Source organism: Insolitispirillum peregrinum (genome assembly GCF_900156605.1).
In the GTDB taxonomy this organism is placed as follows: domain Bacteria; phylum Pseudomonadota; class Alphaproteobacteria; order Rhodospirillales; family Rhodospirillaceae; genus Insolitispirillum; species Insolitispirillum peregrinum.
Genome location: NZ_FTOA01000002.1, coordinates 62257 through 87629, shown reverse-complemented (window position 1 = coordinate 87629; position 25373 = coordinate 62257). Strand labels below are relative to the sequence as shown.

Below are 25373 nucleotides of genomic sequence, written 5' to 3'. Positions count from 1 at the left end.
CAGCCAACCACGAACAAGCGGTTGCGAGAGGGGCAGACAGCCTATATTTTCCCCCGTGGGAGAGACCGGTTCTCGCCCTGAGCCACCCGGCCCAGGCCGGAATCGTCCATTCTTTGCCTGGGGTGCCGACGCACCACAGGCTGACGACGCGACGCAGGAGTCCATTTGGTGACGCAGTGGGGTTTATGCCGCCAGCCGACCCACCGACCGGCCAGTGCCATGGCCGTGCCAGGAAGGGTGTTGCTGTGCCGCCAACCCACGCTGTTGCCATCTCCTGAATTCCTCATAGCCGCCACGTTCGTTGATTCCATCGCCGTTTTTCACACCGACTGACCGAGGAATCGGCGCCCATGGCCTGCACGGAGGGGATACCAGGCAGGTCATCCCATGGCGCCGAAACGTCCATTGGAGAACCACTGATGACCGCAGCCCCTACCAAGAACGCCAAGCTTCTGGCCTGGGTCGACGAGATCGCCAAGCTCTGCAAGCCCGCCAGCATTCACTGGTGCGATGGCTCGCAGGAAGAATACGACCGTCTGTGCCAGGAGATGGTGGACGCGGGGACCTTTATCCGTCTGAACGCCGAAAAGCGCGCCAACAGCTATCTGTGCCGCTCGGACCCGTCGGACGTGGCGCGCGTCGAAGACCGCACCTTCATCTGCTCTGAAAAAGAAGAAGATGCCGGCCCGACCAACAACTGGATGGCTCCCGCTGAAATGCGCACCATCCTGACCGGCCTGTACGATGGCTGCATGGCGGGCCGCACCATGTATGTGGTGCCGTTCTCGATGGGGCCGCTGGGGTCCAAAATCGCCCATATCGGCGTTGAAATCTCTGACAGCCCCTATGTCGCCGTCAACATGCGCATCATGACCCGTATGGGTCAGGCTGTGCTGGACGTGCTGGGCGATGGCGAGTTCGTCCCCTGCGTCCATTCGGTCGGCAAGCCGCTGGCCGCTGGCGAAAAGGATGTCGCCTGGCCGTGCAGCGACACCAAGTACATCACCCACTTCCCGGAAACCCGTGAAATCTGGTCCTATGGCTCGGGTTACGGCGGGAACGCCCTGCTGGGCAAGAAGTGCTTCGCCCTGCGTATCGCCTCGGTGATGGCGCGCGACGAAGGCTGGCTGGCCGAACACATGCTGATCCTCGGCGTGAAGTCCCCCGAAGGCGAAAAGACCTATGTCGGTGCCGCCTTCCCGTCGGCCTGCGGCAAGACCAACTTTGCCATGCTGATCCCGCCCAAGGGCTTTGACGGCTGGGAAATCACCACCATCGGTGACGACATCGCGTGGATCAAGCCGGACGAAAACGGCATCCTGCATGCCATCAACCCGGAATACGGCCTGTTCGGTGTTGCCCCCGGCACCAATGTCAAGTCGAACCCGAACGCCATTGCCTCGCTGAACGCCAACTGCATCTTCACCAACGTCGCGCTGACCGACGATGGCGACGTGTGGTGGGAAGGCCTGACCGACGAAGCCCCGGCGCACCTGATCGACTGGAAGGGCAACGACTGGACCCCGGCTTCGGGGACCGCCGCCGCTCACCCGAACTCGCGCTTTACCGCTCCGGCCTCGCAGGTTCCGTCGATCGACCCGGAATGGGAAAACCCGAAGGGCGTGCCGATTTCGGCCTTCATCTTCGGCGGTCGCGTGTCCAAGAACTTCCCGCTGGTGTTCCAGGCCTATAACTGGAGCCATGGCGTCTACCTCGCCGCCACCATGGGTTCGGAAGCCACCGCCGCTGCCGTCAATCAGGCCGCCATGCGCCGCGACCCGATGGCCATGCTGCCGTTCTGCGGCTACAACATGGGCGACTACTGGAGCCACTGGCTGGATCTGGGCCGCAAGCTCCCCGAGCCGCCGCGCGTGTTCCGCGTCAACTGGTTCCGCAAGGACGAAAACGGCAAGTTCGTCTGGCCGGGCTTTGGTGACAACATGCGCGCCCTGAAGTGGATCGTTGATCGCTGCAAGGGTCGTGCCCATGCCGTCGAAAGCCCGATTGGCTGGATGCCGAACTACTCTGACCTGCACTGGTCGGGCCTTGATTTCCCGAAGGAAAAGTTCGACGAAATCATGAAGGTCTACAAGGACGCGGCAATGGCCGAAGCCGAAGACCAGACCAACCTGTTCGGCAAGTTCGGCGACAAGCTGCCGAAGGAGCTGGAGCTGCACCGCCTGATGCTGATCGCTCGTCTGGAGCGGACTGCCGATGTGTGGGAACTGATCGAACGCGGCAACGCTGCCTGATCGCGGCACGAAAAACGGAGAGCGTTTTTGCTCAGTGTGAAAACGCTCTCCGGAAACGGTACAGGCTGTCAATGAAAGGGGCGCTGCCAGTCATGGCAGCGCCCCTTTCATTGTTTCCTGACCGTCGTGTCCTGTGATTTTGCGCAAAACCGGTGCCTGCTTTTCGCGCCCCACGTTATTGGGCGAGGGCTTCCAGCGACTGCAGCGCCATGGAAACGGATTTACTGTCCAGTGCCCCATTGCCATAGCTCATGTGCGATGCAGTTTCCGCCAGACTGTCAAAGATGTCGCGGAACTGGTCGGTAATGTCATCCCGAATGTCGAAATCCTCGGTGCCATACCATGCCTCGACATAGGCACTGCCGATTTCGGTCAGGGCCGCCCAGTGATGGGCCTGTGACACATCGCGATAGCTCTGGGACAAATCAAAATTGTCGGCAAACAGGGCGTTGATCTGCTCGGCGTGGGGGGTGCTGTCATCATCGACCACCACATTGCCCAGCTCATCGACCATCAGGGGCACCGGTGTTTCCGGGTCTGCCCCCAGGCCGGTCAGCGCCTGTTGCAGGTCAGAGGCCAGTTGCGCCGTTTTGTCCTGCGTTTGCTGCAAGAACACGCCATGATTGACCCGCCCGGTCAGCGGATCAAATTCGCGGCCATAGAGCTGCTGCATGAACACCGACGGGTCGAGCGGCAGGTTGAGCCCCAAACCGGGAACGCCGCGCAGAACCTCGGGAATGGCCTCTTCCTCGACCGTCTGTCCGGCCAGAAGTCCGGCAAAATCCCAGTCTTCCTGATCCCTTGAGCGAACACGGGAGGTTTTCGACGTTCTGCGCGCGCGGGCAGCCGGTCGAACCGCGGACACCATCGCATTGCTATTCTGGAAATCGAGGCTCATAGCGTCGCTGGTCTCCGTTCTTGCCCTGACTTCTCCAGGGGCACTCCCATTCCGGGACCCCCGGTTCCGGGACTCCGCCGGTCAGTTTAAGGCCGGGAAGTTAAAAACTTCCTAGAATCACCCTGCTTTCTCAAGCGATCGTCAGTATGCCGGAAAAGCCGCGCCCTGACCACTGGATGGGGGGAATTTTCACCGTTTCCTGCGGTTTTCCCCTTGTCCGCCCGCTGTGCGGTTGGGTACTGTTCCAGCCGCACCGGGAACAGGATTTTCCGCGTGAAACAGGTCGGGCTGGCGACGCATCCTGTTGCAAGCCGGAAAAACGGTCCTTATATCTGGCACCGTTCAAGCCGTTTCCGTGGTGCTTGTGACCTCTGCCTGTGCGGCCTGTCGGCTGAAGGCATGATGGTCACCCCGGACGAGCGAGTAGTGAACGACAACCCCAGGGGAAGACCGGGGGCGCCTGCGTGGGCCACGGACTTCTGCCGCAACAAAAGGTGAGTATGATGAGTAAGGTCATTGGTATCGACCTCGGGACGACCAACTCCTGCATCGCCATCATGGATGGCAAGGACCCCCGTGTTGTGGAAAACGCCGAAGGCGCCCGCACCACCCCGTCGATGGTCGCGTTCAGCGACTCCGGGGAGCGTCTGGTGGGCCAGCCGGCCAAGCGTCAGGCCGTGACCAACCCGGAAAACACCCTGTTCGCCATCAAGCGCCTGATCGGCCGTCGTTTCTCTGACGCTGCCGTCAAAAAGGATCAGGGTCTGGTTCCCTACAAGATTATCGAAGGCGAAAACGGCGATGCCTGGGTGAACGCCCGTGGCGAAAAGTACGCCCCCAGCCAGGTGTCGGCCTTCATTCTGATGAAGATGAAGGAAACCGCCGAAGCCTTCCTCGGTGAGACCGTCACCGATGCGGTGATCACCGTTCCGGCGTACTTTAATGACAGCCAGCGTCAGGCGACCAAGGATGCCGGCAAGATCGCCGGTCTGAACGTCCTGCGCATCATCAACGAGCCGACGGCCGCCGCTCTGGCCTATGGCATGGACAAGAAGAACTCGGGTATCATCGCGGTCTATGACCTTGGCGGCGGTACCTTTGACGTGTCGATTCTCGAAATCGGCGACGGCGTGTTCGAAGTGAAGTCCACCAACGGCGACACCTTCCTCGGTGGTGAAGACTTTGATGCCCGCATCATCGAATATCTTGCCGACGAGTTCAAAAAGGAACAGGGCATCGACCTGCGTGCCGACCGTCTGGCCCTGCAGCGCCTGAAGGAAGCCGCCGAAAAGGCCAAGATCGAGCTGTCCAGCTCGAAGGAAACCGACGTCAACCTGCCGTTCATCACCGCTGACCAGACCGGTCCGAAGCACCTGAACGTCAAGATGACCCGCGCCAAGCTGGAATCGCTGGTCGAAGACCTGATCCAGCGCACCATCGAACCCTGCCGCAAGGCGCTGGCCGATGCCGGTGTCAAGCAGAGCGACATCGACGAAGTGATCCTGGTCGGTGGCATGACCCGCATGCCGAAGGTCAAGGAAGTGGTGAAGCAGTTCTTCAACCGCGACCCGCACCAGGGCGTGAACCCCGACGAAGTGGTGGCACTGGGTGCGGCCATTCAGGGCGGCGTGCTGAAGGGCGACGTCAAGGACGTGCTGCTGCTCGACGTGACCCCGCTGTCGCTGGGGATTGAAACCCTGGGCGGCGTGTTCACCCGCCTGATCGACCGCAACACCACCATCCCGACCCGCAAGTCGCAGACCTTCTCGACCGCCGACGACAACCAGACCGCCGTCACCATCCGCGTGTTCCAGGGGGAACGCGAAATGGCTGCCGACAACAAGTCGCTCGGCCAGTTCGACCTGATGGGCATTCCTCCGGCTCCGCGCGGCGTGCCGCAGATCGAAGTCACCTTTGACATCGACGCCAACGGCATCGTCAACGTGTCGGCCAAGGACAAGGCCACCGGCAAGGAACAGACCATCCGCATTCAGGCCTCGGGCGGCCTCAGCGACGGCGACATCGACCGGATGGTCAAGGAAGCCGAAGCCAACGCCAGCGCCGACAAGTCGCGTCGTGAAGCGGTCGAAGCCCGCAACCACGCCGATGGCCTGCTGCACCAGACCGAAAAGACCCTCAAGGAACACGGCGACAAGGTGTCTGCCGACGTCAAGGGCCAGATCGAGTCCGACATGCAGGCCCTGAAGGACGTGCTGGACAGCGGCGATGCCGCGCTGATCAAGTCGAAGACCGATGCCCTGATGCAGTCGTCGATGAAGCTCGGTGAAGCAATGTACCAGGCCAACGACGCCGACGGCGCTGCCGCTGGTGCCTCGGCTGGCGCTTCGACCGCCGATGACGGTGTGGTCGATGCCGACTTCGAAGAAGTCGACGACAAGAAGGGTGGCCGTTAAGCCGCTAATGTCGGCAGGCCAGAGGAGCGCGGGGCCGGATAACCGGCCTCGCCTTTTGGTCAGTCACGAACAAAGCCGTCCCCAGCGTGTTGTTCCTTTTGGCCGGAGCTGTCCTGACAGCTTTTCCAGCGGGGCGCATCGGTTGGGGATGGCTTCTTTTTGCGGACCGGAACCATGAGCAGCAAGCAGGACTATTACGACGTTCTGGGCGTTTCGAAAGGAGCGACCAAGGACGATCTGAAAAAGGCATATCGCACACTGGCGATGAAGTACCACCCGGACCGCAATCCGGGGGACAAGGAAGCCGAAAGCAAGTTCAAGGAAATCAACGAAGCCTATGAAATCCTGAAGGACGACGACAAGCGCGCCGCATACGACCGCTTTGGACACGACGCCTTCAACGGTGGCATGGGTGGCGGCGGTGCCGGTCGGGGTGGCTTTGACTTTGGCGGCGGCTTTGCCGACATCTTTGACCAGATGTTCGGGGACTTCATGGGCGGCCGGGGTGGCGGTGGCGCTGGTGGTTCGGCGAACATGCGTGGTTCGGACCTGCGCTATAATCTGGGCATTACCCTCGAAGAAGCCTTCCTCGGCAAAACCGCCACCATCACCATCCCCACCACCGCCTCGTGCGACAGCTGCCACGGCAGCGGCGCGAAGGACGGCAGTGCGCCGACGGTTTGCGGAACCTGTCATGGCAGTGGCCGGGTGCGGGCGCAGCAGGGCTTTTTCACCATCGAACGCACCTGCCCGACCTGTCAGGGTCAGGGGCGGGTGATCAAGGACCCCTGCGGGGCCTGTTCGGGCACCGGACGGACCCAAAAGGAAAAGACCCTCGAAGTCCGCATTCCGGCGGGCGTCGAAGAAGGCACCCGTATCCGCCTGTCCGGCGAGGGCGAAGCCGGTCTGCGCGGAGCGCCAGCGGGCGACCTGTACATTTTCCTGTCGATCAAGCCGCACCGGATTTTCCAGCGCGATGGTGCCAATATTCAGTTCAAGGTGCCGATCCCGATGGTCACCGCCGCTCTGGGTGGGGTCATCGAAGTGCCGTGCATTGATGGTAGCCGCACCAAGGTGACCATCCCGCCGGGAACCCAGTCAGGCAACCAGTTCCGTCTGCGCGAAAAGGGCATGAGCGTCCTGCGGTCGCAGGCACGCGGGGACATGTACATCACGGCGATGGTGGAAACCCCGGTCAACCTGACCAAAGAACAGGAAGACCTGCTGCGGCAGTTTGAAGCCGCTGGTTCGTCATCCGAAAAGGAACAAAGCCCTGAGAGCAGCGGCTTTTTCCGTCGGGTGAAGGATTTCTGGGACGATCTGACCGACTAGAGCATTGTGCGAAAAGTGGGAACCGGTTTTCGCATAAACAATGCGACAGAACAAAAGCTTAGAGCCGTGTACACGACAGCGGGGAAACAAGAGTGGGCTGCCGCCCACACCTCGCCGGGGCCTCAAGGCCCCGGCGAGGTGTGGAGCAGCGCTCCACGCCCTTGCTTCCCTCGTCAAGAAAACTGGCGGATGGTCTTGTACAGGATTTCAGCCTGCTTTTCCGCATCATCCCAGTTCCAGTAATTGGTCTTGAACTGGAAGATCTTCGGCTGCACCAGCTCGGCATTCGGGCACAGGCCCGGCGCAAAGTTCTGGTAGGTGCCGGTGTAGGCCGGATGAGTGACCGGGCAGCCGTTGGCAAACATCGGCTCCAGATAGCTCAGCTTCCACGCCGCATAGACGCCATCCCCGCCATTGGCCAGGAAGGCATCGCGGAACTGGTGCCAGCTGACGCCGGTGTGCTCCAGCTTGGCGACAAAGGTCCAGTAGCTGTTGGTGCAATCCGCCGGAGTCTTTTGCGGGACGAACCAGTCGCATCCCTTGACCGCTTCCAGGAACAGGTGGCCGACGTCAATGCGGCGCTGCACCAGTTCGTCGATCCGCTCGAGCTGGGCCAGAGCCACCGCTGCGCACAGTTCGGCCATCCGGTAGTTGAAACCGACCGACACATGGCGGGAATAGTTCGGGTCCTGAATGTCGTTCTTGGTGATCTTGCCCTTGCGCGACCCGACACCGGCATAGCCGAGGCTGTTGAAGCGACGCACGTTGTTGGCAAGGGTTTCGTCATTGGTGACGATCATCCCGCCTTCGCCTGCGGTCAGGTGCTTCGAGCTCTGGAAGCTGAAGCTCGACATGTGCCCCATGGTGCCGATCTGGCGACCCTTGTAGGTGTTGGTGATCGCTTCGGCGTCGTCTTCGATCACCACCAGATTGTGTTCCTTGGCGATCTGCATGATCGCATCCATGTCCGGCGACAGGCCGTACAGGGCCACCGGAATGATCGCCTTGGTGCGTTCGGTGACGCGTTCGCGGATGCTGGCCGGGTCAATCTGGAAGGTATCCGGGTCCACGTCGGCAAATACCGGCACGGCATGGGCCTGCAACACCACAAAGGTGGTCGAGGACATGGTGAGCGGCGGCACGATCACTTCGTCGCCCGGACCGACGCCCGCGGCTTCCAGCGCGGCGTGCATGGTGGCGGTGCCATTCATGAACGAGATGGCAAATTCCATCCCCAGACGCTCGGCGAACGACTTTTCGAGGCGGGTGCAGAACTCGGACCCCTTCGAGGTCTCAAAGCCATAGTCCAGACACTGGGTGACATAGCGGTGTTCCAGGGCCGAGACGCGCTCGATGACACGCTTTTCAGGAGCAGGATAGGAAAACATCGGTCATTCACCTGTTTCGGTACGATAAAGGGCGGAACGCGCAACCTCGGAATTCAGGGCTGCGATTTCAGGTTTTTGCTCCAGCAGCGCCAGCACCTTGTCCATGCCGGGCATCGGATCATCAGGAAATTCAGCAAAGACGGCCTGGAAGAACGCCATGTCTTCGGCGGTATCAAGGGTCCAGCGGCAGGCTGACAGATCGGGGGTGCCATGCACGCTGTGACAGCGGAACCGTTCCGGGTGGCGATAGAGATAAGGTGTTGCGTGCTCACGCTCATAGGCATCGTCAGAAGCATCATCCGCGGCCAGCAGGGCCGGGATGGCGACTACTTCGGTGTCCTGACCTTCGGGGAGCCACGGCGGCTGGTTGTTGCACACATAATCCCAGCGGCCCGGCTCGGCGAGGAAGGCGGCAATGGTGGCGTCCATCACCACCGGGTCCTTCAGCGGATCGTCAGCGGTCAGGCGCACCACCGCGCCCGTTTCCCATTCGTCCTGCGGGATCAGGGTGCGGGTGGCCTGCGCATAACGGTTCAGGACATCATGTTCCGAGCCGCGATAGACCAGAACCCCTGCCGCATGCAGCGCCTGTTCCAGCACATCATCGGCGGCGGCGGTAGAGGTGGCGACAATCACCCGGTCAATGAGGCGGGCGGCTTTGGCCCGATCCACCAGATGCATCACCACCGCTTTGCCTGCCAGATCCATTAGCGTCTTGCCCGGAAGCCGGGTGGAGCCCATGCGAGCCTGAATGATTGCCGTCACGGTCACAGTGTTTTGCCCCTGTCTGTGCGTCTTATAGATACAGAATTTCAGAACGTTACTCTTCCCGCAGGGGGCCTTCAACAAGAACCGCAGCACTTTGTGAACCGCAGCAACATGGCCCGGTTTTTCCATGAGCGTTTTCACACTGAGCGAAACGCTCTCCGTTTTTAGAGCCATCAGCGCAAAAGTGGTTCCGGTTTTGGGCGACCCTGTGTGGTCGGGGGCGGGAAGCCCGCTGCGTGGAAGAGCAGCAAAGGGGTGCACGAGCTTATCCCCCCTGATAAAACCAGCGAGTCGCAGCGGTCTTCCCACTTTCGTCCCATTCTTTTGAACATACTTATCCACAGATTTTGTGGAAAACTTTCAAGGCCGTTGATTGCCCGGAACACAGGGAGGGATTCCCTACTGAATTCATATCAATGTGTTGATTATAGAGTATTTAATTCTTCCATCAGAACTCGGCTCCAAAGCCTGACCAGCACGGAGGGATTCCTCCGGGCGACTCGGAGACTCAAGGTGCGGAAAAGTTATCCACAGCAAGAGTCGCGAGTCGCCCACAAACTTCCCAGAGGCTGCAGCCCCCCTTTGTGCACAAGGTTATCCACAGAATGACCTGCGACCATCAGGCATTCTCATAAACGCAGCCTGCTCTCCTGACGGATGAGCCGCGACACCGTGAATGATCGGCAAATTCTCCACGCCATTGGGGCTTTGGCCGGGTAAACGTCGCTGGACGGAGCGCTCTGCGCGGGACATACTGCGCCCCTCCCGGAATGCCTCGCGGGACCGGCGCAACCAAAGCCAGAGTGGGACGGATGATAGAGCATATCGAGCATGGCGGCGAACTGTTGGCCCTCATCATCAGGGCATCCTACGCCAAGCCAGGCATTTCCTTTTTTACCGATCCGGCGCTGTCACAACAGATTGCCTACATGCAGCACCCGGACGGCAAAATCATCGAACCGCATGTGCATAATCCGGTCCCGCGCGAAGTCCATCTGACGCAGGAGGTGCTGGTCCTGCGCAAAGGGAAAATGCGGGTTGATTTTTATGACGGCGCCCAGAGCTATCTTTACAGTCGAACCCTGGAAGCCGGTGATGTCATCCTGCTGGTGACCGGTGGCCACGGGTTCGAGGTGCTTGAAGAAATCGAAATGTTCGAAATCAAGCAAGGGCCGTATGCCGGCGACGCTGACAAGACCCGTTTTCGCGGTATCTCTGCCGATCAGGTGAAAGAATGACCTCTGCCCTTGCTGTTCCTGCCGTTTTTGATCCTGCGCTGTCGCTGGACGCCGTTGGCCCCATCCCGGTGAACGAGCCACTGCTGGACGGAAACGAGCGGGCCTATCTGCTCGACTGTATCGATACCGGCTGGATTTCATCCGAAGGTCCGTTCGTCGAACGATTCGAAGCCGCGATGGCCGCAAAGGTCAACCGGCGATATGGCGTCGGTGTCGCCAATGGCTCGGCGGCCCTCGACATTGCGGTGGCGGCCTTGCGGCTGGGCCCCGGCGATGAGGTTATCCTGCCGTCGTTCACCATCATCTCGTGCGCTGCTGCCATTGTGCGCGCCGGGGCTACGCCGGTGGTGGTCGATTGCGATCCGCTGACCCTGAACAGCACCGCAGACCATTACGCAGCGGCGATTACCCCGCGCACCAAAGCCTTGATGGTGGTCCATATCTATGGCCTGCCGGTGGACATGGACCCGATTCTGGCGCTGGCCGAACGCCACGGGCTGGCGGTGATCGAAGACGCTGCCGAAATGCACGGCCAGACCTACAAGGGTCGCCCGTGCGGCAGCTTTGGCCACCTCAGCACCTTCAGCTTTTACCCGAACAAACTGGTGACCTCGGGCGAAGGCGGAATGGTGATGACCGATGATCCCGAGCTGGCCGAACGCTGCCGCAGCCTGCGCAACCTGTGCTTCAACAATCGCCAGCGGTTCATTCACGATGAAATCGGCTGGAATTACCGCCTGACCAACATGCAGGCCGCCCTTGGGCTGGCGCAGGTGGAAAAGCTGGAACAGACCGTCGCCCGCAAGCGGGAGATTGGCCGGGTCTATACCGACCTGCTGGCCGACCTGCCCGGTGTGCAGATTCCGCTGACCGGCACCAACTATGCCGAGGGTCTGTACTGGGTCTTTTCGCTGATCCTTGATGACAGCATGGAGATGGACGCCAAGGCGGCGATGGCGGTTCTGGCCGACCACAAGATCGGTACCCGTCCGTTCTTCTGGCCGATGAACGAACAGCCGGTGTTCCGCAAGATGGGCCTGTTCGAGGGCGTCTCCTGCCCGGTGGCCGAGCGGATCGCCCGTCGGGGGTTCTACGTTCCCTCGGGCGTCGGGGTGACTGAAATCCAGATGCGACGGGTGGCGGCTGTGGTGCGGCAGGTCCTGAAATGAGCGGCACTTTTTCCCGCGAATACGTGGCAGTCTATGACCTGCTGTACGGCAGCAAGGACTATACCGCCGAAGCGGCCTTTGTCCTCGACCGCTTGCAGGCGGCCAGCCCGGCACCGTTGCGGACGGTGCTTGATATCGGCTGTGGCACCGGGCGGCACGCCCACCTGATGGCCGGGCACGGCGTCCGCGTGCAGGGCGTTGACCTGTCCGACAAGATGGTGGCGCTGGCCCGCGAGCGGGGGCAGGACCTGCCCACCGCGTCGGCGGTTGCCTTTTCGCAAGGGGATGTGCGGACCTTCGCGCTGTCGCAAACGTTCGATGCCGCAGCGGCCCTGTTCCATGTGTTCAGCTACCTGACCGCCACCGAGGGTCTGGAGGCCGGAATGGCCCGTGTCCGCCACCACCTGCCCACAGGGGCACCGTTCCTGTTTGATTACTGGTACGCAGAGGCCATCCGGCGCGATGGCGTCGAGCGTCGGGAGCGGGAAGCCGAAAACGATGCCTGGCGCGTCCATCGCCTGACCGAGCCGGTGTGGGAAAAAGACAACGATCTGGTGCGGGTCAATTTCCATGTGACGGCGACCGAGAAAAGCTCGGGGACCGTCCACCGCTGGCACGAAGAACATCCGATGCGCTATTTCGACCCGGATTTCCTCGAACACCACCTTGCCCGCCACGGCTTCAAGGTGGTCGAGCACGGCGAATGGCTGACCGGCGGCCCGCCGCAGGCGGGGGCGCTGGGGGCCTATCTGGTGGCTGTTGCCGTCTGATTTTTCCTTTTCCGTCCCTGCGTTTCCATCGGGCAGGGACGGTGCCTGTCGGCCATCACATAAAGGACCGGGATACCATGCGGATTGCTGTTTTTGTGGAAAACGCCCTCGGTTCGGGAGGGGCATTTCAGCAAACCCTGTCGATGGTCCGCGCCCTGCAATCCCTGCCTGACCACAGCGCGGTGGTGCTGACCCCGGTGGCGGAAAACATTGCCCGGCTGCAGGAACGGGGGATCGAGGCCCATCTGTACGCCGATGGCCCGTGGACCCGCTTTACCGATACGCTGGGCGGACTGATGCCGCGCAGCGCACAACTGGTGCGGCTTGGACGGCGTCTGGGCCTGAAACAGCTCGGCCAGAGCCTCGATCTGCGTCTTGAGGCCCTGAAGATTGACATTGCCTTCTTCAATGCCCGCTCGGCCACGCCGCTGCGGCTGGCGCGGCATCCGTATGTGTTCACCGTGTGGGACCTGTGCCATCGGGATCACCCGGAATTCCCGGAAGTGTTTGAAAACCGCGAATTTGAACGGCGGGAACAGGTTCTGAAGGCTGTTCTGCCCAAGGCGATTGCGGTGATCGCCGATTCCGGGATCGGGGCCGACAAGATTGCCGGTTGGTACGGCGTTGACCGCCCGCGGGTTCACGTCATTCCCTTTCTGCCGTCTGCTGGTGTCCGCCAGTACGCCGCCGGGGAACGGACCTCATCGCCGCAGGCGGTGCGCGAGAAATACGGCCTGCCCGCAGATTATGTGTTCTATCCGGCCCAGATGTGGGCGCACAAAAACCATGTCTACCTGTTCGAGGCGCTGGCCGAGCTGAAAGCCCGCCACGGCATCCGCCTCGCGGCGGCCTTAAGTGGTGGCGACAAGGGCAACAAGGCCTATCTGCAGGACTATGCCCGCCAGCTTGGCATCGCCGATCAGGTGTTCTTTCTGGGCTTTGTCGATGACGGGGAAATTCCGGCGCTCTATGACGGGGCGCGGGCGCTGGTGATGCCGAGCTATTTCGGCCCGACCAACCTGCCGCCGATCGAAGCCGCCCTGCTGGGCTGCCCGGTGATCTATGCCGATCAGCCGACTTTCCGCGCCCAGATGGGGGAGGCAGCGCTGTACTGTGACCTGAACGATCCGCTCAGTCTGGCCGGGCACCTGCACACGCTGCTGGACGATCCGGCCTGCGCAGAGCGCCTCAAGGCCGCCGGTCATGCCCTGACCGCGCCGCTGACCGAACAGCTTTATACGCAAAAGCTGGCGACCATTTTCGATGCCTACGCCCTCAAGCGGCGCCGCTGGCAGGCCTGAGAGGGACCATGATGTCATCCTTGCCAAACTTCATTTGTGTCGGCGCCCCCAAAACCGGCACCACCGCACTGCACGAGGACATGACCGCCCATCCGGACGTTTTTGTAACGCCGGTCAAGGAGACGCATTTCTTCCGTCTGGCCTTTGATGGCCTGCCGTGGAATGGTCCGGGCACGCCGCCGCCGATGGAGATTGACAGCCTCGACAAGTACAAGGCGCTGTTTGCCGGGGTCCGTGGTGAACAGGCGATTGGCGAGATTTGTCCGTCCTATTTCGCCGACCCCCGCACCCCCGGCCATATCCATGCTACCCTCGGCACGGTGAAGATCATCATCATGCTGCGCGACCCGGCAGCGCGGGCGTTCTCGCAGTTCCTGCACGCCCGCCTGATTGGCTGCGAGCCGGAGCCATCCTTCCTGAAGGCCATTGCGCTGGAGCCGGAGCGGGAGGCCGCCCAGTGGGGAGAATTCTGGTCCTATCTGGGCCAAAGCCATTATGCTCCGGTGCTGGAACGCTATTTTGCCACCTTTGGGCGGGACAACGTGCTGGTGATCCGCCATGACCACTATCTGCGCGACCGCGAAAACAGTCTGCGCGAGGTCTATCAGTTCGTTGGCGTCGATCCCGACTTTGCCCGCCAGCAACTGGCCCCCAAGCGCACCGTCAACATTTCGGGGGTGCCGTCCAATCCGCTGGCGGCCTTTGCCTTTCGCCACATCGAGCAAATGGCCAAAATCGGCCGCGTTCTGGCCCCCACCGGGCTGCGCCGGAAAATCAGGGCGATTCTTGACCGCTCGCTGACCAAAGCCACCCTGACGGCGGAAGAGCGAGAGTCGATCATCACCCGCCTGTCCGATGACCTCGCCCGCGTCGAAGAGCTGACAGGCTGGGATCTTCGCGACTGGAAAGCGACCACCCGATGAGCGCCCCAACAGCCAGCCCCCCTCTTGTCTCGATCATCACCTCGACCTTTAACGCCGGAAAGTATCTGGGCGACCTGATTGCCTCGATGCGGGCGCAGGATCGCGACGGTATCGAATGGATCATCGTCGATGGCGGATCACAAGACGATACCATCGCGCTGGCGCAGGCGGCGCAGGATGTGGTCTCGGTGCTGATCAGCGAGCCGGATCGCGGGATTTATGACGCCTGGAATAAGGGTGTTGCCGTAGCCAGAGGCGACTGGATTGCCTTCATGGGGGCGGACGACTATTACCTGCCGGGGGCTTTGGCCCGCTGCCGTCAGGCGGCGCAGGCGGCGGCCCCGGAGATCACCATGATCGTCGGGACCATCCATTGGGTCAACGAAGACGACAGCCGGATCGTGCGCACCATCGCCGAGCCATGGGACTGGCAGAAAATGCAGCGGTGGATGAACATTGGCCATCCGGGCACCCTGCACCACCGCCGCCTGTTTGAGCAGCACGGTGCCTTTGACATCGCGTTCCGCAGCGCGGCGGACTATGACTTCCTCCTGCGGGTCGGTCCGCAGGTGCGGGCATCCTTCATCGCCACTCCGCTGGCCCGGGTGCGGATCGGCGGGGCCAGCCAGCAGACCCAGGCCCTGCGCGAAGCCCAACAGGCCCGCCAGCGCAATCTGCACCTGTCCCGTTTACAGGTCGGCTGGGCCTATTGGGTCGCCCGCGTCAAAATGATCATTCGGGGCAGGATTGAAGCCCTGAAGGGGTGATGAACAGGGACGTGGAGCACTGCTACCACCGGCCAGCGGCCCGGCGGCGGTCTTCCTCGTCGAACAGGGCGGTCAGCTGCTTCAGCACCGTTCCCCCCAGTTCTTCGGCGTCCATGATGGTGACCGCCCGCCGGTAATAGCGGGTGACATCGTGGCCGATGCCAATCGCCAGCAGGTCAACCGGGCTGCGGGTTTCGATCCATTCGATCACCGCCCGCAGATGGCTTTCCAGATAGTTGCCGGTATTGACCGACAGGGTGCTGTCATCGACCGGCGCGCCGTCGGAAATCACCATCAGGATGCGGCGCTGTTCGGTGCGGGAAATCAGACGCTCATGCGCCCACAGCAGGGCTTCGCCGTCGATGTTTTCCTTCAGGATGCCTTCCTTCAGCATCAGGCCGAGGTTCTTGCGCACCCGCCGCCACGGCATGTCGGCGGCCTTGTAGATGATGTGGCGCAGGTCGTTCAGGCGGCCGGGGTTTTCCGGCTTGCCTTCCCGCATCCAGTCTTCGCGCGACTTGCCGCCCTTCCACTGGCTGGTGGTAAAGCCGAGGATTTCCACCTTCACCCCACAGCGTTCCAGCGTGCGGGCCAGAATGTCGGCGCTCATGGCGGCGACGGTGATCGGACGGCCGCGCATCGAGCCGGAATTGTCGATCAGCAGCGTTACCACCGTATCGCGGAAGGTGGTGTCCTTTTCCTGCTTGTAGGACAGCGACAGCGCCGGATTGGCAACGATGCGGGCCAGACGGGCGGCATCAAGGATGCCTTCTTCAAGGTCAAAGTCCCACGAGCGCATCTGCTTGGCCATCAGGCGGCGTTGCAGGCGGTTGGCCAGCCGGGTGACCACCCCTTGCAGGTGCGACAACTGCTGATCGAGCTGAAAGCGCAGGCGGGCCAGTTCTTCCGGGTCGCACAGGTCGGCGGCGTCGCGGATCTGGTCATGGGCGCGGGTATAGGCGTGATAGACCGACTGGGCGGTGCTGTTGTGGCCCATCGCCGGAGCCTGGGCGGTGCTGTCGCCCGCCGGTTCCTCGCTGGACGCACCGGGGGCGGCCATCTGGCTTTCCTGCTCGCCGGACTGCTTGGCGCCGTCGCTGTCACTGGCCCCGCTGGTGCTTTCCTGCTGCTCGCCGCCGCTGTCGCTGCCGCCCTGACTGTCGTCTGGTTCTTGCTCGTCCTGCTCGCCGTCCTGCTGCTGGCTCTGGTCGCTGGCCTGATCGTCGTCGCTTTGCTCGTCCTGCTGCTGTTCGGGCAGGTCGTCCAGTTCAATGTCCAGATCGGCAATCAACTGGCGCAGAACGTCGGCAAAGGCGCTTTGGTCGTCCAGCCGTTCAGCCAGCCGGTCGATGAACGGCGCACAGCGGGAAATCAGCGGGGCGCACAAATCCAGCAGGTGCTGTTCGGTCGCCCCGGCGGGGAATCCGCCAAAACGCTGGTGTGCCGCCAGCCGCAGGATTTCCTGCATCGGCACGGTGGCGGCATCACTGACCTGATCATAGCCTTCCGAGCGCAGACGGAATTCGACCGCTTCGGCGATGTTCTTGCCGACGCCAGCCATCCGTCGCGCCCCCAGCCCTTCGACGCGGGCCTGTTCGAGGGCGTTATAGACCTCGCGCGCTTCCGGGCTGTTGGGCAGGCGGCGCAGGTGAACCCGCTGGCTGTGGTGACGCAGGCGCAGGGCCAGCGCGTCACCGGTGCCGCGCATGCGGGCCAGATGCTCCGGCTCGGGCCGGGTCGGCGGCAGCGGCAGGCGGACCTGATTGCCGACAATCGCCCCGCCTTGGGCGTTGGGCATCGGGCTATAACCGACCAGCATGTCGGCCCGCCCGGCAATCGCCCGCACCGAGGCACCATTGGCCCGCTTGAACGCCTCCATCGGAACTTCGCCACCAACCAGACGCGACACCGCCTCGCGCGCCGCCGCACCGGGATGCGGGGCGGGCAGATGGTGGGCCGGGCCGCGTTTCATGCCGATATCCGACCGACCGCCGACATGGCTGACCCGCGCCCCTCCAGCCGGAGCCCCCGACACCGGGCGGGCCACGCCAGAGGGCGTGCCGCTGGCCGTCGGCGGCAGCGGAGAGGACGATGAAGACTTGGGATCAGCCATGGACTGCTTCCTGAGCAAGACGACAGACAGGACGGACAAACGGCCCGGAACAGGGGGAGGAGATGCCGCTTACGGCATCACCGCCCGCAGTGCCGATTCCGGCAGCTCGGTCCCCATGCAGCGCTGATAATACTCGGCCACGATCGGGCGTTCGGTTTCATCGCACTTGTTGAGGAAGCTGACGCGGAAGGCATAGGACAAATCGCCCCCGAAAATGGTGGAATTTTCCGCCCAGGTGATCACAGACCGCGGGCTCATCACCGTCGAGATATCCCCGGCAATGAATCCGGCGCGGGTCAGGTCGGCCACCTGCACCATCGCCGACAGGGTCTTGCGACCGGCTTCGCTGTTGAACTCGGGCCGCTTGCGGGCGACGATATCGACTTCGGCGTCGTGCTCGAGGTAGTTGAGGGTGGTGACGATGTTCCAGCGGTCCATCTGGCCCTGGTTGATCTGTTGCGTGCCGTGATACAGGCCGGTGGTGTCACCCAGACCAATGGTGTTGGCGGTGGCAAACAGGCGGAATGCCTTGTGCGGGCGGATCACCTTGTTCTGGTCGAGCAGGGTCAGCTTGCCTTCGACTTCCAGCACGCGCTGAATGACGAACATCACGTCCGGGCGACCGGCATCGTATTCGTCGAACACCATCGCGCAGGGGCGCTGCAGGGCCCACGGCAGGATGCCTTCGCGGAATTCGGTCACCTGCTGACCCTCGCGCAGGACGATGGCATCCTTGCCGATCAGGTCGATACGGCTGACATGGCTGTCGAGGTTGACGCGGATGCACGGCCAGTTCAGGCGTGAGGCGACCTGTTCGACGTGGGTCGATTTTCCGGTACCGTGATAGCCCTGGATCATCACCCGGCGGTTAAAGGCAAAGCCCGCCAGAATGGCCAGTGTGGTGTCGCGGTCAAAGCGATAGGTGGGATCGGCCTCTGGCACATGATCCGAGCTTTCGCTGAAGGCCGGAACCTGCATGTCCGAGTCAATTCCAAAGACATCGCGGACAGAGACGGTGACGTCGGGCATATCCAGGGAGTGTTCGCCGGCAACCATAAGATCGTCTTCCTTTTTCTTCCCGTTACAGCACGGGGCAACAGGGATGAGGCATGTCCGAGCGGGAAAAATTCCCCTGCGGGTCAGGCAAAAGCTGTTTTCCTCGACAGACTCTAGGCAGAGAGGCGGTATTTCCTCAAGTGTTTACCGCTTTCAGCAGAATTTTGTAGGCTTCGTTGATGTCTTTCAGCCGCTCTTCGGCCAGCGGGTCGCCGTGATTGACATCGGGATGGTTTTTCTTCACCAGCAACAGGTAACGCGCCCGCAGGGTTTCACGGGTAAACGGTGGCTCGATATCGAGGATGCGCAGGGCCTTTTCCTCGATGGTTTCGCCCCCGGAACGGCGCTGGCGGGCCTGCTGCCGGGCCTGCCGTTCGGCGTCATCGCGGCGGCGGCGGCGGTCTGCCTCGGCCTGGCGGCGGTCACGGTCGAAAATGCCCAGATCATCGCGCACATGCTCGTTCCATGCCTGACTGCCCGGCCCCTGAGCACCCAGCGCCCCCAGCTTCCACGTCGGGCGCTGCCAGCAGCTATCCTTGCGGATTTCCTCTTCCAGCTGTTCCTGCGACATGCCTTCGTAGAAATTCCACTTCTGGTTATGCTCGCGGATGTGCTCCAGACACAGCCACTTGTAGTCGGCAAGGCGGCGGTCGGTGGGGGCGCGATACTCGCCGGGCTGGTCGCAGCCGGGGGACGCGCAGGCGTGGCGGGGGGCCTCCTGTGCCTGCCGCTTTTTGCTGGCAATGCCGAAGGGATCAAAGGCCGAAGACGGTGGTGAACGACGGTAAGCCATGACGGAAACTATGGGGGCGGCACACCGCAAAGGCAATCGCGGCATTGGGGGACGAAGATTTATGGGGTAGCCAGCAAAGCCCGGCGTGAGGCACCTTACCGTCTCTGCCTTTCCGTTTCCAGCCGTGAGACTGTCCATGAGCCCCTCTGAAACCTATTATCAGCGTATCGAACGCAAACTTACGGCGGCACTGGCCCCGCTGTCGTTGACGATTGTCGATGACTCGCACCGCCATGCCGGTCATGCCGACCGCATCGCCGCCCTGAAGGATGCCGGTAATCCGACCCATGGCCATGCCCCGACCGACGGGTTGGGGGAAACCCATTTCACCGTCACCATCGTCTCCGACCACTTTGCCGGGCAATCGCGCGTGGCCCGGCAGCGGATGGTCTATGACCTGTTGCAGGACGAGCTGCGCGAGCGCATCCACGCGCTGGCGCTGAAGACGCTGACCGGCGAAGAAGCCAACGCCGCCCGATAAAACGGTTTCCCCGGCTTTCTGGTACCGTCCCCACTGTTGGCCGACCCTGTAACCTGTATTGATTTCACCGGGCGGATATCGCACAGTCGCAGCGCTTTTTTATGTCTTGCCCCTGCGGGATATCCGCCGATACCTCCGGGGCTCAAAGCCCCCCGTTCACGGGGCCATCGGTGACGGAGACAGCCCCAGTGCCCAGCCATCAATTCCACCCGACCATCCTGCGTGAATACGACATCCGTGGCATCATCGGTGAAACGCTGTCCGCCGCCGATGCCTATGCCATTGGCCGCGCGCTGGGGACGGTCTGCCGCACCAATGGCGGCACAACGGCCTGCGTCGGACGCGATGGACGCCTGTCCAGCCCGGAGCTGGAAGCCGCCACCGTACGCGGGCTGGCCGATTGCGGGCTGGCGGTGACGCGGGTCGGGCTGGGGCCAACCCCGATGCTGTATTATGCCCAAAAGGCCCGACAGGCCGACGTGGCGGTGATGATCACCGGCTCGCACAATCCGCCGTCCCATAACGGCTTCAAAATGATGATGGCGGGCAAGCCGTTCTTTGGCCCGGCCATCGCCAACCTTGGGACGGTTGCTGCCGCCGGAGCCTTTGCCGAGGGACAGGGCACCGTCGAGGACCAACCGATGCTGGTCGCCTATGTCGAACGCCTGTTACAGGACTGGGACGGCGGCGACCGTCCGCTGACCGTGGTGTGGGACGCTGGGAACGGGGCGGCAGGCGAGGCAATGAGCCTGCTGGTGGACAAACTGCCCGGCCGCCATGTGCTGTTGTACGCCGATATCGACGGGATGTTCCCCAACCACCACCCCGACCCGACCGACCCGCATACACTGGAAGACCTGATTGCCCGCGTCCGGCAGGAAAACGCCGACCTTGGCATTGCCTTTGATGGCGATGGCGACCGCATCGGCATCGTTGACAGCAGCGGGCGGATTCTGTGGGGTGACCAGATCCTGCAAATTCTGGCCGAGGATGTGCTGCGCGCCCATCCCGGCGCCACCATCATTGCCGACGTCAAGGCCAGTCAGGGGCTGTTTGACGAAGTCGCCCGCATGGGCGGCACTCCGCTGATGTGGAAAACCGGTCATTCTCTGGTCAAAACGAAAATGGCTGAAACCGGTGCGCCGCTGGCCGGGGAAATGTCGGGCCATATCTTTTTTGCCGACAAATACTATGGCTTTGATGATGCGCTGTATGCTGCCGTCCGCTTCCTCGGCATCGTCGCCCGCATGACCGAACCGCTGACCCAGCGGGCCGCGCGCATGCCCCGGATGATCAACACCCCGGAATTGCGCTTTGACTGCCCGGATGAAAAGAAGTTCGCGGTGGTCGAAGCCGTGCGCGCGGTCGTCAAGGCGCAGGCCGCCGATCTGTCGGAAGTCGATGGCGTGCGGGTACGCACCGCCGATGGCTGGTGGCTGCTGCGGGCGTCGAACACCCAGGCGGTTCTGGTCGCCCGCGCCGAAGCCGACAGCGCCGGGCATCTGGCCGAGACCTGCGCCGCGCTGGAAGCGGTGGTCGGACAGGCGTTGCACAGTGCGGGCCTTCCCGTGCCCGCGGCCCTGATCCCCGCCGCCCTGCTGGAGATTCACGCATGAGCACGGTGTTCGACCTGAGTGGCAAACGGGTTTTCGTTGCCGGGCATCGCGGGATGGTGGGCAGCGCCATCGTCCGCCGACTGGCCAGCGAAGGCTGCACCGTCCTGACCGCCAGCCGGTCCGAACTGGACCTGACCAACCAGCAGGCGGTCCATGACTGGATGGCCGCACAGGCCCCCGAGGTGGTGATTGTCGCCGCCGCCAAGGTCGGCGGCATCAATGCCAACAACACCCTGCCGGTTGATTTCCTCTATGACAACCTGATGATCGAGGCCAACCTGATCCATGCGGCCCATCGGTGTTCGGTGCAAAAGCTGCTGTTTCTCGGCTCGTCGTGCATTTATCCCCGTCTTGCTCCGCAGCCAATCCCCGAAGAGGCCCTGCTGACCGGCCCGCTGGAGCCGACCAACGAATGGTACGCGGTGGCCAAAATCGCCGGGATCAAGCTGTGTCAGGCCTATCGCCGTCAGTATGGTCGTGATTTCATTTCGGCCATGCCCACCAACCTCTATGGTCCGGGGGATAATTTTCACCCCCTGCACAGCCATGTCCCGGCAGCCCTGATGCGGCGGTTCCACGAAGCCAGGCATACCGGCGCTGAACAGGTCGAGGTCTGGGGCACCGGAACGCCACTGCGTGAATTCCTGCATGTCGATGACATGGCCGACGCCTGTGTCTTCCTGCTGAAATCCTATTCCGACGAACAGCACGTCAATGTTGGTAGCGGAGCCGAGCTGACCATTGCCGCCTTTGCCCAGGCGGTGAAAGAGGCGGTCGGCTATCAGGGCAAGCTGGTGTTCGATCACAGCAAGCCCGATGGCTCCCCGCGCAAGCTGATGAGCTCTGCCCGTCTGCATGGGTTGGGCTGGCGGCACAAGATTGCCTTGCCTGACGGATTGGCGCAGGCCTACCGCTGGTTCCTCGACAACGCTGCCGAGGCCAGACTGTAAAAGCCCCCCCCACCGCCGTTCCCCGTAACGCGAAAGAATGGTTGCGATGACCCATCCGCATATTCACCCGGTGATCCTGTCTGGTGGTGTTGGCAGCCGCCTGTGGCCGATGTCGCGCGCCCTGTACCCCAAGCAGTTGCTGCCGCTGGCCGAGCAGGAACCGATGCTGACCGCAACCGTCCGCCGGACCTGCGGGCCAGAGTTCGCCGCCCCCATTCTGGTGTGCAACGAAGCCCACCGCTTCATCATTGCCGAGCAGTTGCGCCTGCAAGGGGTGAAGGGGGCGTCAATCATTCTGGAGCCGATCGGACGCAACACCGCTCCGGCGGTGGCGGTGGCGGCGCTGGCGGTGCTGGCAAAGGACCCCGACGGCCTGATGCTGGTGATGCCGTCCGACCATGTGATCGGCAAGCTTGAGGCTTTTCATCAGGCGATCGGGCTGGCGGCACAGGCGGCAGCAGGCGGCAAGCTGGTAACCTTTGGCATTACCCCCACCGCGCCGGAAACCGGCTATGGCTACATCCGCGCGGGTGAAGCCTCGGCGCAGTGGCCGGGGGTTCACGCGGTGGAGCGGTTCGTTGAAAAGCCGGACCGGAAAACCGCCGAGGGCTTCCTTGCCGATGGCGGCTATTCGTGGAATGCCGGGATTTTCCTGTTCTCGGCCAAGGAGCTGTTGCAGGAACTGACCGCTTTGGCTCCGGAGATTGTCACCGCCGTACAGGCAGCGTGGACCGGCAGTGCCGAAGACCTCGATTTCCACCGCCTCGACAAGCAGGCTTTTGCGGCGGCTCCGTCGCTGTCAGTGGATGTTGCGGTAATGGAACGAACCCAAAAGGCGGCGGTGGTGCCGGTGGACATGGCATGGAATGATGTCGGTGCCTGGCCCGCCCTGTGGGAGATTTCCGAGAAAGACCCGCACGGCAACGTGTTGCTCGGCGATGTGATGGCCGTTGATGTCAAGGGCTCGTATGTTCGTTCGGAACGGGGGCCGCTGACGGCGGTGGTTGGTCTGGATGATGTGGTGGTGGTCGCCACCGATGATGCCATTCTGGTCACCTCGAAAGATCGGGCGCAGGGCGTCAAGGCGGTGGTCGAGGCCCTGGAAGCGCAGGGTCGGCATGAACATCTGTCCCACACCACCGTTTACCGCCCGTGGGGCAGCTACCGCACCGTTGATCTCGGCGACCGCTATCAGGTGAAGCAGATCATGGTCCATCCGGGGCATACGCTGAGCCTGCAATACCATTTCCACCGGGCCGAACACTGGATCGTGGTGGAGGGAACCGCCCGCGTCACCTGTGGCGAAAAGGTCTTCCTGCTGCAGGAAAACGAGTCCACCTATATCTCCGCCGGGACCATCCACCGGCTGGAAAACCCCGGCTGTGTCCCCTTGCGCCTGATCGAAGTGCAATCGGGCAGCTATCTGGGCGAGGATGATATCGTCCGGCTGGAAGATACCTACGGTCGCTGCTGACATTCGCCTGAGCCGAACAGCCCCCTGCGGTGCCATGCCATCGCAGGGGGCTGTTTTTATGGGCCATTTCATGATCTTCTGCTGATCCTGTTTTTTGCCCGCAACAGAGAGTGCCGGATGTCCCCCTCGCAGATTCCCCTGAAGGTTCGCCGCGTCCCGATTGATACCCATTCCGAAAACGTTGCGTTCCTGCGGCGGGACTGCCCGCTGTATCAGGCGGAAGGGTTGCGGGCGCTGACCAAGATCGAGGTCAGCGGGCGGCGGCGGCATCTGTTGGCGACGCTGAACCTGATCGAAGAACCGGCGGCTGAGGCCAGTTGCCCGGCGCTGATCGGCGCCAACGAACTGGGGCTGTCCACCGAAGCCTTTGACCGTCTGGGACTGGAGGAAGGCTGCGACGTCACCATCGAGCCTGCCCCGCCGCCGCGCAGCCTGTCGGCAGTGCGCCAAAAGATCAATGGTGCGGTGCTGACGGCACAGGATTACCAGTCGATTGTCGAAGACATTTCCAACCACCGCTATTCGCGGATGGAGCTGGCCGCCTTTCTGGTCGCTGCCGCTGCCTTTATGACCACCGAAGAAGTGCTGGCGCTGACCAAAGCGATGGTGGCAGTCGGCACCCGGCTGGACTGGCAGCGCGAGGTGGTGGTTGACAAGCATTGTATCGGCGGTATTCCCGGCAACCGCACCACCATGGTGGTGGTACCGATCATTGCCGCCCACGGTTTGGCGATGCCGAAAACCAGTTCGCGCGCCATCACCTCGCCCGCCGGGACTGCCGACACGATGGAGGTTCTGTGCAACGTCAACCTCGACATGGCGGCGATGCGGCGGCTGATCCACAGCGAAAGCGGTTTTCTGGTGTGGGGGGGGCATATGAAGATGGCCCCTGCCGACGACATCATGATCTCGGTCGAACGGCCTCTGGGGATTGATACGCAAGAGCAGATGGTGGCCTCGATCCTGTCGAAAAAGGTCGCCGCTGGCTCCACCCATCTGCTGATCGACATTCCGATGGGACCGCAGGCAAAGGTCAAAAGCCAGGTCGAGGCGGTGCGTCTGCGCAAAATGTTCGAATATGTCGGCACGGCGCTGGGGTTGACGCTGGATATCGTCATTACCGATGGTCACCAGCCAATCGGGCGCGGCATCGGCCCGGTGCTGGAAGCCCGCGACGTGATGCAGGTGCTGCGGCAGGAGCCGGACCGGCCGCTGGACCTGGAAGAAAAATCGATCATGCTGGCCGGGCGGATTCTCGACTTTGATCCGGCAGTTCCCGGCGGTCAGGGACAGGCCTTGGCGCGCGAAATCCTGCGCGATGGCCGGGCACTGGCCAAGATGGAGGCGATCATTGCCGCGCAAGGGGCCGCGCCCGAACCGTGCCAGCTCGGCAGCCTGACCCGCGACATTTACGCCCCCGCTGACGGGACGGTGGTGGTGATCGACTGCGCCCAGATGAACCACATTGCCCGTCTGGCAGGCTGCCCGATGGACAAGGGTGCCGGGATTGACCTGTTCACCCGCGTTGGGCAGGTGGTGCGCAAGGGCGATCTGCTTTACCGTATCCATGCCTGCCGCTCGGCGGATTTCGGGTTCGCCTCGCAGGCAGCAGACGAAAACATCGGCATCGGTCTGGGCTGAGGGGGCTGGGCCGAGCGGGGCGCGTCATC

General features: G+C 62.5%; 20 protein-coding genes. 14 read left to right on the top strand and 6 right to left on the bottom strand.

Annotated features, from left to right (window positions below):
- The first annotated feature begins 419 nt into the window (after positions 1-419).
- Entirely contained in the window at positions 420-2252 is a 1833-nt protein-coding gene (locus tag BW995_RS04375; RefSeq protein WP_076399001.1) for a phosphoenolpyruvate carboxykinase (GTP), read from the top strand.
- Positions 2253-2427: 175 nt separating this feature from the next.
- Here BW995_RS04375 and BW995_RS04370 read toward each other — a convergent pair whose 3' ends face one another.
- The gene (locus tag BW995_RS04370) at positions 2428-3150 is read right to left on the bottom strand and encodes a hypothetical protein (protein WP_076399000.1); all 723 of its coding nucleotides are present in this window, start codon (positions 3148-3150) and stop codon (positions 2428-2430) included.
- A gap of 503 nt (positions 3151-3653) precedes the next feature.
- Here BW995_RS04370 and dnaK point away from each other — a divergent pair.
- Together dnaK and dnaJ are read left to right on the top strand one after the other, a co-directional pair.
- Entirely contained in the window at positions 3654-5564 is a 1911-nt protein-coding gene (dnaK, locus tag BW995_RS04365; RefSeq protein ID WP_076398999.1) for a molecular chaperone DnaK, read from the top strand.
- Positions 5565-5738: 174 nt separating this feature from the next.
- Positions 5739-6896, top strand: a complete 1158-nt coding sequence (gene dnaJ / locus BW995_RS04360) for a molecular chaperone DnaJ (RefSeq protein WP_076398998.1) — start codon at positions 5739-5741, stop codon at positions 6894-6896.
- 173 nt (positions 6897-7069) lie between these two features.
- On the opposite strand, the gene BW995_RS04355 is transcribed toward dnaJ, so the two are convergent.
- Positions 7070-8284 carry a DegT/DnrJ/EryC1/StrS family aminotransferase gene (locus tag BW995_RS04355; RefSeq protein ID WP_217696046.1) on the bottom strand — a complete coding sequence of 405 codons (1215 nt, stop codon included), beginning with the start codon at positions 8282-8284 and terminating at the stop codon, positions 7070-7072.
- A gap of 3 nt (positions 8285-8287) precedes the next feature.
- Positions 8288-9055 carry a cytidylyltransferase domain-containing protein gene (locus BW995_RS04350; RefSeq protein ID WP_076399588.1) on the bottom strand — a complete coding sequence of 256 codons (768 nt, stop codon included), beginning with the start codon at positions 9053-9055 and terminating at the stop codon, positions 8288-8290.
- Positions 9056-9864: 809 nt separating this feature from the next.
- Between BW995_RS04350 and BW995_RS04345 the strand changes: the two genes are divergently transcribed.
- The 6 genes from BW995_RS04345 to BW995_RS04320 all read left to right on the top strand — a co-directional run bounded on the left by BW995_RS04345 (position 9865) and on the right by BW995_RS04320 (position 15220).
- The gene (locus tag BW995_RS04345) at positions 9865-10290 is read left to right on the top strand and encodes a cupin domain-containing protein (protein ID WP_139332758.1); all 426 of its coding nucleotides are present in this window, start codon (positions 9865-9867) and stop codon (positions 10288-10290) included.
- A complete protein-coding gene (locus tag BW995_RS04340) occupies positions 10287-11459 on the top strand; it encodes a DegT/DnrJ/EryC1/StrS family aminotransferase (protein ID WP_084194578.1) in 1173 nt (390 codons plus the stop codon). The genes BW995_RS04345 and BW995_RS04340 overlap by 4 nt, the downstream gene beginning before the upstream one ends.
- Entirely contained in the window at positions 11456-12229 is a 774-nt protein-coding gene (locus BW995_RS04335) for a class I SAM-dependent DNA methyltransferase (protein WP_076398996.1), read from the top strand. The genes BW995_RS04340 and BW995_RS04335 overlap by 4 nt, the downstream gene beginning before the upstream one ends.
- A 77-nt stretch (positions 12230-12306) precedes the next feature.
- Complete coding sequence (locus BW995_RS04330) at positions 12307-13530, top strand: glycosyltransferase family 4 protein (RefSeq protein WP_076398995.1); 1224 nt, start codon at positions 12307-12309, stop codon at positions 13528-13530.
- 8 nt (positions 13531-13538) lie between these two features.
- Positions 13539-14453, top strand: coding sequence for a sulfotransferase family protein (locus tag BW995_RS04325; protein ID WP_076398994.1), 915 nt, complete (start codon positions 13539-13541; stop codon positions 14451-14453).
- Positions 14450-15220 (top strand): glycosyltransferase family 2 protein, encoded by a 771-nt coding sequence (locus BW995_RS04320; RefSeq protein WP_076398993.1) that lies wholly within the window; start codon positions 14450-14452, stop codon positions 15218-15220. Before BW995_RS04325 ends, BW995_RS04320 begins: the two co-directional genes overlap by 4 nt.
- Positions 15221-15242: 22 nt before the next feature.
- Here BW995_RS04320 and cobT read toward each other — a convergent pair whose 3' ends face one another.
- From cobT to BW995_RS04305, 3 genes are all read right to left on the bottom strand, one after another.
- Positions 15243-17333: a cobaltochelatase subunit CobT gene (cobT, locus tag BW995_RS04315; RefSeq protein WP_084194576.1), complete on the bottom strand. Its 2091-nt coding sequence runs from the start codon at positions 17331-17333 to the stop codon at positions 15243-15245.
- Positions 17334-17402: 69 nt separating this feature from the next.
- The gene (cobS, locus tag BW995_RS04310) at positions 17403-18389 is read right to left on the bottom strand and encodes a cobaltochelatase subunit CobS (protein WP_076398992.1); all 987 of its coding nucleotides are present in this window, start codon (positions 18387-18389) and stop codon (positions 17403-17405) included.
- A 136-nt stretch (positions 18390-18525) separates the two neighbouring features.
- Entirely contained in the window at positions 18526-19182 is a 657-nt protein-coding gene (locus BW995_RS04305; RefSeq protein WP_175616984.1) for a J domain-containing protein, read from the bottom strand.
- 136 nt (positions 19183-19318) lie between these two features.
- On the opposite strand from BW995_RS04305, the gene BW995_RS04300 reads away from it, so the two are divergent.
- From BW995_RS04300 to BW995_RS04280, 5 genes are all read left to right on the top strand, one after another.
- The gene (locus BW995_RS04300; protein WP_076398991.1) at positions 19319-19663 is read left to right on the top strand and encodes a BolA family protein; all 345 of its coding nucleotides are present in this window, start codon (positions 19319-19321) and stop codon (positions 19661-19663) included.
- A 188-nt stretch (positions 19664-19851) separates the two neighbouring features.
- The gene (gene pgmG, locus BW995_RS04295) at positions 19852-21279 is read left to right on the top strand and encodes a phosphoglucomutase/phosphomannomutase PgmG (protein WP_076398990.1); all 1428 of its coding nucleotides are present in this window, start codon (positions 19852-19854) and stop codon (positions 21277-21279) included.
- Positions 21276-22229 (top strand): GDP-L-fucose synthase, encoded by a 954-nt coding sequence (gene fcl / locus BW995_RS04290; protein ID WP_076398989.1) that lies wholly within the window; start codon positions 21276-21278, stop codon positions 22227-22229. Before pgmG ends, fcl begins: the two co-directional genes overlap by 4 nt.
- 46 nt (positions 22230-22275) lie before the next feature.
- Positions 22276-23703 carry a mannose-1-phosphate guanylyltransferase/mannose-6-phosphate isomerase gene (locus tag BW995_RS04285; RefSeq protein ID WP_076398988.1) on the top strand — a complete coding sequence of 476 codons (1428 nt, stop codon included), beginning with the start codon at positions 22276-22278 and terminating at the stop codon, positions 23701-23703.
- A gap of 117 nt (positions 23704-23820) precedes the next feature.
- Complete coding sequence (locus BW995_RS04280) at positions 23821-25344, top strand: thymidine phosphorylase family protein (RefSeq protein WP_076398987.1); 1524 nt, start codon at positions 23821-23823, stop codon at positions 25342-25344.
- Positions 25345-25373 lie beyond the last annotated feature (29 nt).

Coding starts and splice junctions, on each gene's coding strand:
- BW995_RS04375 (WP_076399001.1), top strand. CDS start 420: ATGACCGCAGCCCCTACCAAGAACGCCAAGCTTCTGGCCTGGGTCGAC.
- BW995_RS04370 (WP_076399000.1), bottom strand. CDS start 3,150: ATGAGCCTCGATTTCCAGAATAGCAATGCGATGGTGTCCGCGGTTCGA.
- dnaK (WP_076398999.1), top strand. CDS start 3,654: ATGAGTAAGGTCATTGGTATCGACCTCGGGACGACCAACTCCTGCATC.
- dnaJ (WP_076398998.1), top strand. CDS start 5,739: ATGAGCAGCAAGCAGGACTATTACGACGTTCTGGGCGTTTCGAAAGGA.
- BW995_RS04355 (WP_217696046.1), bottom strand. CDS start 8,284: ATGTTTTCCTATCCTGCTCCTGAAAAGCGTGTCATCGAGCGCGTCTCG.
- BW995_RS04345 (WP_139332758.1), top strand. CDS start 9,865: ATGATAGAGCATATCGAGCATGGCGGCGAACTGTTGGCCCTCATCATC.
- BW995_RS04340 (WP_084194578.1), top strand. CDS start 10,287: ATGACCTCTGCCCTTGCTGTTCCTGCCGTTTTTGATCCTGCGCTGTCG.
- BW995_RS04335 (WP_076398996.1), top strand. CDS start 11,456: ATGAGCGGCACTTTTTCCCGCGAATACGTGGCAGTCTATGACCTGCTG.
- BW995_RS04330 (WP_076398995.1), top strand. CDS start 12,307: ATGCGGATTGCTGTTTTTGTGGAAAACGCCCTCGGTTCGGGAGGGGCA.
- BW995_RS04325 (WP_076398994.1), top strand. CDS start 13,539: ATGATGTCATCCTTGCCAAACTTCATTTGTGTCGGCGCCCCCAAAACC.
- BW995_RS04320 (WP_076398993.1), top strand. CDS start 14,450: ATGAGCGCCCCAACAGCCAGCCCCCCTCTTGTCTCGATCATCACCTCG.
- cobT (WP_084194576.1), bottom strand. CDS start 17,333: ATGGCTGATCCCAAGTCTTCATCGTCCTCTCCGCTGCCGCCGACGGCC.
- cobS (WP_076398992.1), bottom strand. CDS start 18,389: ATGGTTGCCGGCGAACACTCCCTGGATATGCCCGACGTCACCGTCTCT.
- BW995_RS04305 (WP_175616984.1), bottom strand. CDS start 19,182: ATGGCTTACCGTCGTTCACCACCGTCTTCGGCCTTTGATCCCTTCGGC.
- BW995_RS04300 (WP_076398991.1), top strand. CDS start 19,319: ATGAGCCCCTCTGAAACCTATTATCAGCGTATCGAACGCAAACTTACG.
- fcl (WP_076398989.1), top strand. CDS start 21,276: ATGAGCACGGTGTTCGACCTGAGTGGCAAACGGGTTTTCGTTGCCGGG.
- BW995_RS04285 (WP_076398988.1), top strand. CDS start 22,276: ATGACCCATCCGCATATTCACCCGGTGATCCTGTCTGGTGGTGTTGGC.
- BW995_RS04280 (WP_076398987.1), top strand. CDS start 23,821: ATGTCCCCCTCGCAGATTCCCCTGAAGGTTCGCCGCGTCCCGATTGAT.